This window comes from Pleomorphomonas sp. PLEO, from assembly GCF_041320595.1.
Taxonomy (GTDB): Bacteria; Pseudomonadota; Alphaproteobacteria; order Rhizobiales; family Pleomorphomonadaceae; genus Pleomorphomonas.
The window spans coordinates 324,635-338,527 of sequence record NZ_CP166625.1 but is presented as its reverse complement, the minus strand read 5'-3'; the positions used below and the strand labels follow the sequence as shown (position 1 = coordinate 338,527).

The 13,893-nt window shown below is 58.5% G+C and carries 12 protein-coding genes; all 12 read left to right on the top strand.

Annotation, left to right across the window (positions count from 1 at the left end):
- Window positions 1-19 precede the first annotated feature (19 nt).
- Window positions 20-907, top strand: coding sequence for a carbohydrate ABC transporter permease (locus AB6N07_RS01405; protein ID WP_370676046.1), 888 nt, complete (start codon window positions 20-22; stop codon window positions 905-907).
- Window position 908: 1 nt separating this feature from the next.
- Complete coding sequence (locus AB6N07_RS01400) at window positions 909-1,820, top strand: carbohydrate ABC transporter permease (RefSeq protein WP_370676045.1); 912 nt, start codon at window positions 909-911, stop codon at window positions 1,818-1,820.
- Between the two features lie 22 nt (window positions 1,821-1,842).
- The gene (locus tag AB6N07_RS01395; RefSeq protein WP_370676044.1) at window positions 1,843-2,922 is read left to right on the top strand and encodes an ABC transporter ATP-binding protein; all 1,080 of its coding nucleotides are present in this window, start codon (window positions 1,843-1,845) and stop codon (window positions 2,920-2,922) included.
- Between the two features lie 14 nt (window positions 2,923-2,936).
- Entirely contained in the window at window positions 2,937-3,683 is a 747-nt protein-coding gene (locus AB6N07_RS01390; RefSeq protein ID WP_370676043.1) for a ThuA domain-containing protein, read from the top strand.
- Window positions 3,684-4,456: 773 nt separating this feature from the next.
- Window positions 4,457-5,020, top strand: coding sequence for a transcription termination/antitermination protein NusG (locus AB6N07_RS01385; RefSeq protein ID WP_370676042.1), 564 nt, complete (start codon window positions 4,457-4,459; stop codon window positions 5,018-5,020).
- 309 nt (window positions 5,021-5,329) lie between these two features.
- Window positions 5,330-6,397, top strand: a complete 1,068-nt coding sequence (gene gmd, locus AB6N07_RS01380) for a GDP-mannose 4,6-dehydratase (protein WP_370676041.1) — start codon at window positions 5,330-5,332, stop codon at window positions 6,395-6,397.
- 1 nt (window position 6,398) lies between these two features.
- Complete coding sequence (locus AB6N07_RS01375; RefSeq protein ID WP_370676040.1) at window positions 6,399-7,346, top strand: GDP-L-fucose synthase family protein; 948 nt, start codon at window positions 6,399-6,401, stop codon at window positions 7,344-7,346.
- A gap of 160 nt (window positions 7,347-7,506) precedes the next feature.
- Entirely contained in the window at window positions 7,507-8,847 is a 1,341-nt protein-coding gene (locus tag AB6N07_RS01370; protein ID WP_370676039.1) for a UDP-glucose/GDP-mannose dehydrogenase family protein, read from the top strand.
- Complete coding sequence (locus AB6N07_RS01365) at window positions 8,847-9,857, top strand: NAD-dependent epimerase (protein WP_370676038.1); 1,011 nt, start codon at window positions 8,847-8,849, stop codon at window positions 9,855-9,857. Before AB6N07_RS01370 ends, AB6N07_RS01365 begins: the two co-directional genes overlap by 1 nt.
- A gap of 84 nt (window positions 9,858-9,941) precedes the next feature.
- Window positions 9,942-11,057, top strand: a complete 1,116-nt coding sequence (locus AB6N07_RS01360; RefSeq protein ID WP_370676037.1) for a glycosyltransferase — start codon at window positions 9,942-9,944, stop codon at window positions 11,055-11,057.
- A 210-nt stretch (window positions 11,058-11,267) separates the two neighbouring features.
- Complete coding sequence (locus AB6N07_RS01355) at window positions 11,268-12,437, top strand: glycosyltransferase family 4 protein (RefSeq protein WP_370676036.1); 1,170 nt, start codon at window positions 11,268-11,270, stop codon at window positions 12,435-12,437.
- A gap of 189 nt (window positions 12,438-12,626) precedes the next feature.
- Window positions 12,627-13,862, top strand: coding sequence for a lipopolysaccharide biosynthesis protein (locus AB6N07_RS01350; RefSeq protein WP_370676035.1), 1,236 nt, complete (start codon window positions 12,627-12,629; stop codon window positions 13,860-13,862).
- The last annotated feature ends 31 nt before the right edge of the window (window positions 13,863-13,893 follow it).

Genomic DNA, 13,893 nt, shown 5'->3' with positions numbered 1-13,893 from the left:
ATCCATTGATGTGAGCCCCATGGCCAAAACGCTCCAGGAACGGCGCGCCGAACGGCAGCTGATGATCGTGCTCCTGCCGTCGCTGCTGCTGCTTCTCGCCTTCGTCATCTACCCGGCCATCTATTCGGTCTATCTGTCGTTTACCAACGAGGCGTTGACCGGCGCTGCTGCACGCGCGCCCCGCTTCGTCGGCTGGCGCAACTACACACGCCTCTTCAACGACACCAAGTTCTGGAACGCCCTGTTCGTCACCTTCGTCTTCGTGCTCGGGTCGGCGATCATCGGCCAGTTTGTGCTCGGCCTTGTCTCGGCGATAGCGCTCCGCCGTCGCCTCGTCTTCCGCACCCTGTTCTCGTCGATCATCCTGCTGCCCAACGCGGCGCCGGAGGTTGTGGCTGGCTTCATGTGGATTTCGATGCTGGCCGGCGGCGATCACGCCACGCTGAGCCGCATCGTTTCCTTCTTCGGCCTGCCGACCGCCGACTGGCTGCAGGTGTTTCCTCTGGCGATGATCATCGTCGTCAACACTTGGCGAGGCATCGCCACGGCGATGATTTTGCTGACCGCCGGCCTAAGCACCATTCCCCAGGAAATCTACGAGGCGGCTCGGATGGACGGAGCCACGCCGGCACAAATGTTCCGCCGCATCACCTTGCCGCTGATGATGCCGACCATTCTTCTCTACATGCTGATCTCGACCGTCTCGACCATAGCCGTGTTCGGTCTCGTCTATGCACTGACCCGCGGCGGTCCCGGTGGCGCCACCGAGCTGATCAGCATCTACATCTACAACCAGTCGTTCACGGCCTACCAGCTCGGCTATGGCGCGGCGGTGGCGGTGATCGCCCTGCTGGTGTCGCTGGTGCTCGGGATTGCCTACGTTCGCGCCGCCAAGGTGGAGATCTGACATGTCCGTGGTCCCTCCCGGCGAATCCGCCAACCGCCTGCGTGGCGACCTGATGGCCTATGCGAGCCTGTCTCTGATCTCGATCTTCTGCGCCGTTCCATTCTTCTGGTTGCTGCTCGCTTCCTTCGACGGCAACGCCCAGCTGTTTCTGCGGTGGCCCGAGACCTGGACCTTTGCCAACTACATGCGCGTCTTCGCCAAGGAGGATGGTGCCAAGTGGCTGTTCAACTCGTTGTTTGTCGTGGGATCCGCCACCTTCCTGGTGATGGTGCTGTCCGGCCTCGGTGGCTATGCCCTGTCGCGGACCCGAGCGTGGTGGAAGCTGCCCTTTCTCTACGCCATCCTGCTCATCCGCGTGCTGCCATCGACCGCGCTGATTGTGCCGCTCTACAAGTTCCTGTTGACGCTGAACAACGTCGAAGGCGCCCTCCTCAGGCCGATCTTCGGCAGCGCAACGCGCGACATCATGCGCTGGACCGGCTTCATCGACGGTTATCTCGGCCTGATCCTGGTGCTGGCCACCATGCAGCTGCCGCTATCGCTGTGGATCATGAAGACTTTCTTCGACGGCCTGCCGCGCGATTATGAGGAAGCCGCCCTGATGGACGGCGCCACCATGATCCAGCGCATCCGTCGCGTGCTGGTGCCGTTGGCTTTGCCTGGCCTCGCCGCGTCCGGCCTGTTTGCCTTCATGTCGGCTTGGGGCGACTTCCTCCTGCCGCTGATCCTGCTGTCGTCGCCGGAATTGCAGACGCTGCCGCTCGGCCTTTTCCGCGCCTTCCTGCGCATCAACGAGATCGACTACGGCCTGCTGACCGCCCTCGCCTTCATTTACCTGGTTCCTGCCGTCGTCGCCTTCGGCTTCGCGCGCCGCTTCCTCGTCCAGACCTTCTCGGGCGGCGTGAAGGGGTGAGATAAAACAAGAGTTCGAGCCAATGATTCACCTCAATAACGTCCGCAAGTTCTACGGCGCGCTGGAAGTCATCAAGGGCGTCGACGTCACCGTCGAAGATGGCGAGTTCGCCGTCTTCGTGGGGCCATCGGGCTGCGGCAAGTCGACCTTGCTCAGAATGATCGCCGGCCTCGAAGGCATCGACAGTGGCGATCTCGTGCTCAACGGCACGCGCATCAACGATGTGCCGCCGGACAAGCGCGGCATCGCCATGGTTTTCCAGTCCTACGCACTCTATCCGCATATGACGGTGGCCGAGAACATCGGTTTCTCGCTCAGCCTCAAGAAGGTGGCGCCGGCCGATATCCGCCGTCAGGTCGAAGAGGTGGCAGAGATACTGCAGTTGCGCGAGTTGCTCGACCGCCGACCTGGGGCTCTGTCCGGCGGCCAGCGCCAGCGGGTCGCCATAGGCCGCGCCATCATCAAGAAGCCGGCGCTGATCCTGTTCGACGAGCCGCTGTCCAATCTCGATAGCGCGTTGCGTGTGCAGATGCGCGCCGAATTGCAGCGGCTTCATCGCGAACTCTCAGCCACCGTCGTCTACGTGACGCACGACCAAGTCGAGGCCATGACCATGGCCGACAAGATAGTCGTGCTCAACCAGGGTACCGTCGCTCAGGTCGGTCCGCCGATGGACCTCTATCACCGGCCTGACAACGAGTTCGTCGCCACCTTCATAGGCTCGCCGAAGATGAACATCCTGCCGGTTGCGGTAACGCGAGAGAGCGCCGACCGCGCCCATATCGCCGGCCCGCTCGGCCTGACCTTCACGCTTGCCGATACTTCGCTTGCCGAAGGTGCCGCTCGGCTGGGCGTACGGCCCGAACATATCAAGGTCGTCGATATCCAAGCCGCCCACTTTGTTGCCGAGGTGGCGATCGTCGAGCGACTGGGTGTCGAGACCTATCTCACCGTCGGTTCGATCGAGCAGCCAATCGTCGTCCGCGTCGAGGGCGACGTCACCTTTCGCCCGGGCGACCGGGTGCCGTTCGCCGCAGAGACCGCTGCCTGTCACATCTTCAGCCCAGATGGGCGGATTCTCCGTTCCGCCAAGGCTGTCTGACGCACGAGGAATACATGCCCATCAAGGTAACCATTTGGAACGAGGGCCGCCACGAGCAGCTCCACAAAGCGGTGAGCGACATCTATCCCGACCGCATCGATGGCGCGATCGCCAAGGGCATCGCGCACGCCGACTTCGAGATCCGTCGTGGTACGCTCGATGATCCCAATGAGGGGCTGCCGCAGAGCCTGCTGGACGACACCGATGTGCTGCTCTGGTGGGGGCATATGGCCCATGACGATGTCAGCGACGGCCTGATCGATCGTGTCCAGCAGCGCGTACTCAGGGGCATGGGCCTCGTCGTGCTGCATTCGGGCCATCACTCCAAACTGTTCAAGCGGCTAATGGGGACCAACTGCAATCTGTCCTGGCGCGAAATGCCGGACGGTGATCTCGAGCGCGTCTGGGTGGTCAATCCATCGCATCCGATCGCCGAGGGCCTGCCGCCCTATTTCGAAGTGGCGGCCTCGGAAATGTATGGCGAGCCTTTTGATATCCCGCAGCCCGACGAGATCGTCTTCATGTCCTGGTATTCAGGCGGTGAGGTGTTCCGTTCCGGTTGCACCTTCCAGCGCGGGCGTGGCCGTATTTTCTACTTCAGCCCCGGCCACGAGACGTTCCCGATCTATCATGATCCGATGGTGCACAAGGTGATCTCCAACGGTATTCGCTGGGTGAAGCAGGCCCACACCGACGGCCGCATCCTCGAAAACTGGCACCGAGCCGAACCGCTGCATCGCCGTCCGGCAGTGAAGGGCTGAGCATAAACATCTGGCCAGCCGGCTCTGGCGGAAGCCAGAGTCTCGGGGCTTTGCGGGACTTCCACAAACGGCCAAGCCCCGCTAGACCGGCTGTCCATCAAAACGGGCTTTGCGCTTGGTGTTGGGACTGGCAGTAAAAGAGTACGGCCGCCGCTGCCCATAAAAGCGGCAGAAACGGCAGCGTCGCAGGAGCCGCGAACGCCTCCTCAGTGTCGCTATTTGCGACAGCATCGAGATGCAGTCGCAATGGCTGCCGTAGAGCGGAGCCTCCGGCGCGCCTGTCTTTGGTGCTCAATTGCCAAGCTGTTTCGTTCTTTCTCCGTCCATCCTTCGACTGGCGCTAACGCCAGGGACGGCGTCCCTGGCGATGCAGATTTACCATTGGATGGATTTGAAACTCTCTTCCCGCAAGGCGGTGGTTGACAGCCTCACTCAATCGAAAGTACCGTTGACTAATGGATTTTGCGGATGGTTAGGGGTGTTCGCTCCATCCAGATTACGAGTTGAGTTTTGATTTTTCTAAGCTTCAAGGCTGTTGGATTTGTAATTAGGTTGTTGTTTTAAAAGGGGTGCCGCGATTTCTCGTCGCGTTGAGTGGGGTGCTTGCCGAACGTCACGCTTTCGTCGCCGGGGCCGATTAGGCTGGTTATGTTGTGTGGGTGTATAAACTGGCAGGATAATTGCAGCTCAACGATGAGATGTGCTGTGGCTCTCGGGGTGTGTTGACGGACTGATTTCGAGACGGGGCTGTGTTGGGCGTAAGAAGGGGCCTTATGGAAAGTTTGTTTTCCCAAAAGGCTGCTGGGGTGTCTGAGGTCATATTCGAGGGGCCTCAAGATGGTGAGCGCTGGTTCGCTGCCATGACACAGCCGCAGCGTGAAGGTGTCGCGGTCGATAACCTCCGCCGTCAGGGCTTTTTTACGTTTTCTCCGCTTGAAAAGGTGGTGCGTCGTCACGCTCGCAAGACGATAGCTACGACGGCACCCGTTTTTCGCGGCTATGTTTTTGTGCGCCTAGATCCGGCGCAGGCGCGTTGGCGGTCGATCAACGGAACGCGGGGGGTGCGATCGCTGGTGACTAACGGCGATGCTCCCGTCGCGATCAAGCGCGGTATCGTTGAGACGTTGGTAGCGTCGACCGGTGCCGACGGAATTCTTGAGTTCGTCGATCCACTGCAGCCCGGCATGACGGTGCGCCTCAGAGCGGGGCCGTTTGCCGAGCAGCTCGGCGTGATCGAGCGGCTTGATGGGCGTAATCGTCTGGTTCTATTGATGAGCTTGATGGGTAGTCAGGTGCGGGCGGGCGTTTCCCGCGATATGATTCTCCAGGTGGCGTGATCGCCGCTTGGGTGTGAGGTATGGGTGCGTTGATAGCCTCCGGTTGAGGCGTGAGGGCGGTCTTTGGCTGTTCATTCGCGACGGTGGTGCCGTTTGGTCTGTGGTGAGTGATTTCACCCGGAGTGCGGTAGCTTTTGTCTAGCGGGGAGTTTGGTCCCGTCTAGTGACTGACGTGCTTGAGATGTGGCTTTATCGAACTTGATGTAAGTTGACTGTCAGTGCTTATCGAGGACGGATCTCGATCGTTGCCAGTCCGGCCATAGCTGAGCCCCATGTTGCTCGCTTCGGCTGTTTTTATAGGTGGTTTTGGTGTCTTCAGGAAAAACGGCTCTCGTTACGGGTATCACCGGTCAGGATGGCGCCTATCTCGCTCAGCTTTTGTTGGACAAGGGCTACACCGTCCACGGTGTCAAGCGGCGGTCATCATCCTTCAATACCGGTCGCATCGAAAGCATCTACCAGGACCCGCATGTCGAAAATGCCCGTTTTCACCTGCACTATGGTGACATGACGGATTCGACCAACCTGATCCGCATCGTCCAGGAAACTAAGCCGGACGAAATTTATAATCTTGCCGCGCAGTCGCACGTTCAAGTGTCCTTCGAGACGCCTGAATACACCGCCCAGGCCGACGGTATCGGGACCCTTAGGCTTCTAGAGGCGATCCGCATCCTCGGGATGGAAAAGAAGACGCGCTTCTATCAGGCATCAACCTCCGAGCTTTATGGTCTGGTGCAAGAAGTTCCGCAGCGAGAGACGACGCCCTTCTATCCGCGTTCGCCTTACGCCGCTGCCAAGCTTTATGCCTACTGGATTGTGGTGAACTACCGCGAAGCCTACGGTCTTCATGCTTCGAACGGCATCCTGTTCAATCACGAAAGTCCGTTGAGAGGCGAGACCTTCGTTACGCGCAAGATCAGCCGCGCCGCCGCCGCCATCCGGCTCGGCAAACAGGAGAAGCTCTATCTCGGCAACCTGAGTGCCAAGCGCGACTGGGGGCACGCCCGGGAATATGTGCGCGGCATGTGGTTGATGCTGCAGCAAGATCAGCCGGACGATTACGTGCTTGCCACCGGGGAGACCACCGAAGTCCGTCAGTTCGTCACCTGGGCCTTCGAGGATGTCGGCATTCACCTTGAGTGGCAGGGCGAAGGGATCGAGGAAAAGGGCATCGACAGCCTCACGGGTAAGGTGATCGTCGAGGTCGATCCGCGTTACTTCCGCCCCACCGAGGTCGAGCTCCTGATTGGCGACCCGACCAAGGCGCAAACCAAACTCGGCTGGAAACATGAGACGAGCGTGCGCGAACTCTGCCGCGAGATGGTCAACGAAGATCTCAAGGTGATGCAGACCGCGACCGTGATGAAGGAGGCCTGAGATGGCTTCCTACGATCTCAAGGGCAAGAAGGTCTGGGTGGCCGGACACCGTGGCATGGTCGGCTCAGCCATCGCCCGCCGGCTAGCCTCCGAGGGCTGCGAAATCCTGACCGCCGATCGTAGCGAGCTTGACCTCAAGGATCAGGCAGCGGTCCGCACCTGGGTCAGCCAGCAAAAGCCCGATGCAGTGTTCGTGGCCGCCGCCAAAGTGGGCGGCATCCTCGCCAACGACACCTATCCGGCGGATTTCCTCTACGACAACCTGATCATCGAGGCCAACGTTATCGAGGCATCCTTCCGAGCCGGCGTCGAGAAACTCTGCTTCCTAGGGTCGTCCTGCATCTATCCGAAGTTCGCGGCCCAGCCGATCGTCGAAAGCGCGCTGCTCACTGGCGAACTGGAGCCGACCAACGAGTGGTACGCGATCGCCAAGATCGCAGGCATCAAGCTCTGCCAGGCCTACCGCAAGCAGCACGGTGCCGACTTCATCTCGGCCATGCCAACCAACCTCTACGGCCCCGGCGACAACTTCGATCTCAATTCCAGCCACGTGATGCCGGCGTTGATCCGCAAGGCGCACGAGGCGAAGCTTCGGGGCGATAAGGAAATCACCGTCTGGGGCACAGGCAAGCCGCTCCGCGAGTTTCTGCATGTCGACGACTGCGCCGACGCTTGCGTGCACCTAATGAAGGTCTATTCGGACTTCGAACACGTCAACGTCGGCTCGGGTGAGGATATCTCCATCCTCGACCTCACCAAGCTTGTCTGTAAGGTTGTCGGCTTCAAGGGCAAGATTGTCCACGACCTCACCAAGCCCGACGGCACGCCGCGCAAGCTGATGGGCGCCGACAAGATCCGGTCACTTGGATGGAAGCCAATCATCCGCCTCGAGGATGGCATCGCCTCAGCATACAAGGCCTTTGTAGTTGCGAATAGTGTCGCTTTTTGAGCCCAGTCGCCAAGGGTGAGAAGTTATCACTTCTCGGCTGGCCAAGTTGATTGCTCTCTATTAGCTCTCCGGACAGTAATGGACCGCTGCATGCTATTGTCGAGTGTTGAAGTAGATTTGAAGAACCTTTGAAAACCACCTTAATTTTGGAGCACCGATTTTGAAGATCGTGATGATAGGATCTGGCTACGTTGGCCTTGTTTCGGGGACATGTTTCGCCGATTTCGGCCATGACGTTGTGTGCATGGACAAGGCGGTGGAGAAGATCGAGGCGCTGGAGCGCGGCGAGATCCCCATCTACGAGCCCGGGCTCGACGCACTGGTCGCCGCCAACGTGAAGTCAGGCCGCCTGACCTTTTCGACCGACCTCGCCGGTCCGGTGTCCGAAGCCGACGTGGTGTTCATCGCCGTCGGCACGCCGTCGCGGCGCGGTGACGGCCATGCCGATCTGTCTTATGTCTACGCGGCCGCCCGCGAGATCGCCGCGGCGGTGAAGGGCTTCACCGTGGTGGTCACCAAGTCGACGGTGCCGGTCGGCACCGGTGACGAGGTCGAGCGCATCATCCGCGAGACCAACCCGGCCGCCGACGTCGCCGTCGTCTCCAATCCCGAGTTCCTGCGCGAAGGCGCGGCGATCGATGACTTCAAGCGGCCCGACCGCATCGTCATCGGCTATGAGGACGAACGGGCCCGCGAGGTGATGACCGAGGTCTACCGGCCGCTCTATCTCAACCAGGCGCCGCTGCTGTTCACCAAGCGCCGCACCTCCGAGCTGATCAAGTACGCCGGCAACGCCTTCCTGGCGATGAAGATCACCTTCATCAACGAGATCGCCGATCTCTGCGAGAAGGTGGGTGCCGACGTACAGCAGGTGGCGCGCGGCATCGGTCTCGACGGCCGCATCGGGGCGAAGTTCCTGCATGCCGGCCCCGGTTACGGCGGCTCGTGCTTCCCCAAGGATACGCTGGCTCTGGTCAAGACCGCTCAGGACTATGACAGCCCGGTGCGCCTGATCGAGACCACCGTTGCCGTCAACGACATCCGCAAGCGGGCGATGGCGAGGAAAGTCATTCAGGCGGTGGGCGGCGACGCCCGTGGCAAGACGGTGGCCGTGCTCGGCCTCACCTTCAAGCCGATGACCGACGACATGCGCGACAGTCCGGCGATTTCCATCATCCAGGCGCTGCAGGACGCCGGCGCCACGGTGCGCGGCTTCGATCCCGAGGGCATGGACAACGCCAGGAAGCTGATCGACAACATCGATTATGTCGGCAGTGCCTACGAGGCGGCCAAGGACGCCGACGCGGTCTGCATCGTCACCGAGTGGAACGAGTTCCGGGCGCTGGACTTCCCCCGCCTCAAGGCCGTGATGAAGGCGCCGGTGCTGGTTGACCTCAGGAACATCTACCGGCCCGAGGAAGTGGAGAAGCACGGCTTCAGCTATACCAGCGTCGGGCGCGGCTCGCCGATCGCCGGTTCCGTAGCCCAGGCGGCCGAGTGATGCGCTTCCTGATCACCGGCACCGCCGGCTTCATCGGCTTCCATCTCGCCCGGCGTCTTCTCGACGCCGGCCACTTCGTGGTCGGCTTCGACGGCATGACGCCCTATTATGACGTCCGCCTCAAGGAGGCGCGGCACGCTCTCCTCGAGCGATCGAACGGCTTTCGGGCGGTGATCGGTCAACTGGAAGACGCTGAAGCGCTCAAGCAGGCGGCTGAGCTGGCCGAGCCCGAGGTGATCATCCACCTCGCCGCCCAGGCCGGCGTCCGCTACAGCCTCGAGAACCCACGCGCCTATGTCGACGCCAACCTCGTCGGCAGTTGGAACGTGCTGGAGCTGGCCAAGGCGTGCGAAGTGAAGCACCTGATGCTGGCCTCGACGTCGTCGGTCTATGGTGCCAATGACAAGGTTCCCTTCGCAGAAGCCGACAAGACCGATGAGCCGCTGACGCTTTACGCCGCCACCAAGAAGGCGATGGAGGCGATGGGCCACTCCTACGCCCACCTATGGAAGATCCCGACCACCGCCTTCCGCTTCTTCACCGTCTACGGTCCCTGGGGCCGGCCGGACATGGCGCTGTTCAAGTTCGTTGACGCCATCGAAAAGGGCGAGGCGATCGACGTCTACGGCGAAGGCAACATGCGGCGCGACTTCACTTACGTGGAGGATCTCGTCGAGGCGATCGTCCGGCTCGTTCCGGTCGCACCGAGCGAGGACAACCGCGTCACCGCCGAGGGCGTGATCGATACACTGTCCAAACAGGCGCCGTTCCGCATCGTCAACATCGGCGGTGGCCAGCCGGTCGGCCTCTTGGACTTCATCACAGCCATCGAACAGGCGCTCGGCAAGCCTGCCACCCGCAACCTGCTGCCCATGCAAAAGGGCGACGTGCCCCAGACCTTCGCCGCACCCGATCTCCTCAAAGCCCTCACCGGATATGTTCCGGATACCGACGTGCCACACGGCGTCAAAAACTTCGTCGAATGGTACAGGACCTGGAATAATGCGTGAGGAAAGAAGCGGCCATTCGTGGCCAGAGGTATTTAATTCCGAAAATATGAACAGTAAAATTAAATAATTTGTCTTGAGCTAAAAATGAAAAATTCGGCGAAAGCAATGAGAGAATTAAAAGTACTCCATTTTGCTGAGACCCTTCAGGGAGGTGTGGCGTCATTCCTCAATGAAATATTCGAGTATCAGGTCCAGAGCTGCGGCGAGGTCACAATCATCTGCCCCAGGAACCAGGTGGATCTGATAAAGGTCGAGGGAGTCAGGGTTATCCCCGTTGACTACAACTCTCGAAGCCTAGGCAGCGTCGCAAGATTGTTCCTCGACTACAGTCGCATCAAGAAGACGGTGCCTCATAATGTTCTCCACCTGCACAGCACGTTTGCCGGCCTCGTCGGTAGAGTCGGGAGAAGCGGCAAGGCTGTTGCATGTGTATACTGCGCGCATGGTTGGTCTTTCTCGATGAGTATCTCGAAATACAAGAAGAAGGTATACGAGCTGATCGAGTCCGTTCTCGCGATGAGAAGCGATGTTGTCGTCAATATCTCCAACCATGAACAGAGTATCGCCATTGAGGCCGGCATAAGCGAGACAAAGTGCCGGATGATATACAATGGTGTCAAAGACAAGGACTGGATGCCGCTGCCTGAGGCTACCCGACCGAAAAAGCTGCTGTTTGTCGGACGCTACGACAAGCAGAAGGGGCTGGACATCCTGATCGAAGCGATGAAGGAGCTCGAAAAACGGGGATATGAGTTGGATATCGTCGGTGGCCATGTGGTTGATGGAGGAGGGTCGGCTGAGCTCCTAGACTATATCAAGGACTGGGGTTGGCAGGATTCGGCTTTTGTTGCGAAGGCGATGGCGAGCGCTGATGTGGTGGTGATGCCGTCCCGTTGGGAAGGGTTTGGCCTGGTTGCGATCGAAGCCATGCGCGCAGGGCGTCCCGTGCTGGCCTCAGGCGTTGGCGGGTTGTCCGAGATCGTCGTTGATGGCGTGACCGGGATTCTTTTCGAGCCTAACAGCCCCACAGCGATTGTCGCGGCGTTCGACAGGCTGTCTCGCGTCGATGTGCGAGACATGGGGATCAAGGCGAGGCTTCGCTTCGAAGAGCAGTTCACTTCGTTGAAAATGAACGAGAGAACTTGCGACATGTATGTTGAGGCGCGTGAGCGTAAGCGTAGCTCGGGCCGGACCGCATGAAGACGTCCTTTGGTGCGCGCGCCGGAATACCCCTTGGTTCACCGCAAGATGAAAAGTCCCTAGCGGCTAACTGATCCGGTACCCAAGTGCCTTAGACTAAGCAAGGATCAAAGGCATATGCGTGCAGAATTATAAAGGGGGCTTCAGCCCTAAATTGATCAAGTAATCTGGGAAAGCAGACGCATATTACAATTGAAAAGGCTTCGTATAATGAAGAGGGTGCATGTTATTCTGGATGGGTACTTTGGGCGTTTGGATGGACAACCGGCGTCAAACCATCTCAGCTATGAAAATTTCTGGTCGCGCTACGCCGAGATGTTCGATGAAGTCGTTGTCGTCACCCGAGTAGGCGACTGGGAGGCGAGAAACGGCTACAAGCTCGCCGGACCGAACGTGAGGGTACTGGAACTCCCCAACATCAGAAAGCTGTCGCAGATGGTGGTTTATCTGCCCCAGCTGCTAGGAATATTCTTCAGATTTCCGCGGAAATCGTCCTATATACTCCGCATCCCTGGGTTCATCGCGACCATTGCTTGGATGATCCTTCGTCTCCGTGGAATCCCCTTTGGTATCGAGGTCGTGGCCGACCCACTTGACAACCTGCAGAAGGGCGCGGGCACGCTGCCGCTTAGGTCCGTTTTGAAGGTCTTCCAGGTCTGGGCAACCAAGTCGCAGTGCCTGTCAGCCGCTGTCAGCTCCTATGTGACGGAGTCCGCGCTTCAAAGGCGTTATCCGCCCGGGAAAGGCAAGCCGACCTACCACTACACGTCCTTGAACCTGGAAAATGTCGACTTTGTTGATTCGCCCAAAATCTTCGACAAGAGGCCCGGCGAGCCTACGAAGCTCGTGACGGTGGGAATGATGCACCAGAACATCAAGGGGCAGGACGTTCTTCTGAAGTCGATCAGCCGGCTGACCGAGAAGGGCGTCAAACTAAAGCTGGTGATGGTTGGAGACGGTGACAACCGTCAAGAGTTCGAGAATCAGGCGCGCTCACTAAACCTGACGGGCGTCGTCGAGTTCGCCGGCCTCCTGCCGAAGGGAAAGGCAATTCACCAGGCGTTGGATGACGCGGATCTGTTTGTGTTGCCCTCGCGTCAGGAAGGTCTGCCGCGCGCGCTTCTTGAGGCAATGGCCCGAGGTCTGCCGAGCATTGCCTCCGATGTTGGCGGCGTCGGCGAGTTGTTGCCGCTGTCTGAGATGGTGACCTCCGGCGATGAACATGATCTGGCTGAAAAGATCGAGAAGCTGGTCGCTGATCCGGAGAGAATGAACAGGCTGTCGATTACCAATCTTGAAATTGCCCGCGACTATCACAAGGACAAAGTCAGTGCTCGCCGACGGCAGATGTATGCTGATCTGATCGCCGCCGGTGAATGACCCTTCCGTTGCCCATATAGGCCGCTTGCCCAGGCAAAAGGGCGCGCTCTCCTTCCCGCCGGAGCCGGAAGCAGGTTGCTCGGCACCGATATTCCTTCCGAACGACAAGAGAGTCAAAAGCGAACCGACTTGTAACTAAACGGGGCAAGCAGCGAGCACAGCCGGCGCGAATGGTGAAAGAAGTTTGGAATGAGTGATAGTCAGGTAAAAAAGGGCGGGCTGAAGCGAAATGCAATCTGGATGGTATTTGGCAACTCGATTTACGCCGCCTGCCAGTGGGTGGTTCTAATCAGCATAGCAAGGCTCAAGGGGCCTGAGGCAGTCGGCGACTTCACGCTTGCTCTGGCTGTGACCGCGCCGATCATCATGTTCTTCAACTGTGGCATCAGAACCATCATCGCCACGGACCACACCTCGACATTCGACGTGAAGACGCTTTTGTACATCAAGCTTGCTTTGTCGATATTTTCATTTGCAGTGTGCATCGGCGCGTCATTCATTTTCAGGGCTGAAGTTCGCGATATCATTTGGATCGTGGCTGCCTCCAAGGTCATCGAATCGTTTTCCGATTTTTGCTATGGTTACGCACAAAAATCCGGAGAACTAAACAGTATATCGTTATCTTTGTTCGTGAGGGGCGTGATAAGTACGCTCACAATTGTCATCTTTCTCTTTTTAGATTTAACAATGCAAATAACTCTGCTCGCATATACGGTGACGTGGTTTGCTGTTTTGGTGTTTTACGACGTGCGAAATGTAGAGCATTTTGACGTGAACGGAGTGGTGCGATCAGAAAAGGTCATGAGGTTTTTGAGGTCAGGAATACCGTTGGGTATTACAACGCTGTTTAGCTTGCTTGGGCCGAACATACCAAGATATGTTTTAGAAAAATACTATGGACCACTTGATCTAGGTCTATACTCTAGCATGGCATACTTTGTTGCTCTTGGAAATATTTTCATCATGTCTATAGGGCAGGCATTAATTCCTATCCTATCAAGGCAGCATGCAGCCAAAAGACATAGAGAGTTTTTTACACTTACGCTGTCCATTTTGGCTGTTGTTATTGTTGCCGGCGGCATTTGCACTCTGATCGCATACGCCTATGGTGGACAGTTGATCAGGCTTCTATATGGAGAGCGTTTCGCGGGCAAGGCGGACGTGTTTCCGGTCATTGTTGTTGCTGCGATCATCGGGTATGTAGGTAATGTGCTTGGCGTTGCGGTGACGTCGGCCAAGATATTCGCTGGGCAGGCGCCGGCCTTTGGCTTGGCCGCCTTGATAGGTCTGGTTGCTGCCTTGGTCTATGTTCCTCAGTATGGAGTACTGGGTGCTGCTTACTCACTGGTTGTAGCCTCGGCTATGTCGGTGCTGGCGCCGTTAGTGCTACTGTTTATCTATCGAAGAAATTTCCGCGGTCGCTGAATAAAACATAAGCCCAGAGCTTTAGCGGCTC

Excerpts from the sequence above, each read along its gene's own strand:
- AB6N07_RS01355 (WP_370676036.1), top strand. The coding sequence starts at position 11,268 with ATGAAGAGGGTGCATGTTATTCTGGATGGGTACTTTGGGCGTTTGGAT.
- AB6N07_RS01400 (WP_370676045.1), top strand. The coding sequence starts at position 909 with ATGTCCGTGGTCCCTCCCGGCGAATCCGCCAACCGCCTGCGTGGCGAC.
- AB6N07_RS01390 (WP_370676043.1), top strand. The coding sequence starts at position 2,937 with ATGCCCATCAAGGTAACCATTTGGAACGAGGGCCGCCACGAGCAGCTC.
- AB6N07_RS01385 (WP_370676042.1), top strand. The coding sequence starts at position 4,457 with ATGGAAAGTTTGTTTTCCCAAAAGGCTGCTGGGGTGTCTGAGGTCATA.
- AB6N07_RS01350 (WP_370676035.1), top strand. The coding sequence starts at position 12,627 with ATGAGTGATAGTCAGGTAAAAAAGGGCGGGCTGAAGCGAAATGCAATC.
- AB6N07_RS01375 (WP_370676040.1), top strand. The coding sequence starts at position 6,399 with ATGGCTTCCTACGATCTCAAGGGCAAGAAGGTCTGGGTGGCCGGACAC.
- AB6N07_RS01395 (WP_370676044.1), top strand. The coding sequence starts at position 1,843 with ATGATTCACCTCAATAACGTCCGCAAGTTCTACGGCGCGCTGGAAGTC.
- AB6N07_RS01365 (WP_370676038.1), top strand. The coding sequence starts at position 8,847 with ATGCGCTTCCTGATCACCGGCACCGCCGGCTTCATCGGCTTCCATCTC.
- AB6N07_RS01360 (WP_370676037.1), top strand. The coding sequence starts at position 9,942 with ATGAAAAATTCGGCGAAAGCAATGAGAGAATTAAAAGTACTCCATTTT.
- AB6N07_RS01405 (WP_370676046.1), top strand. The coding sequence starts at position 20 with ATGGCCAAAACGCTCCAGGAACGGCGCGCCGAACGGCAGCTGATGATC.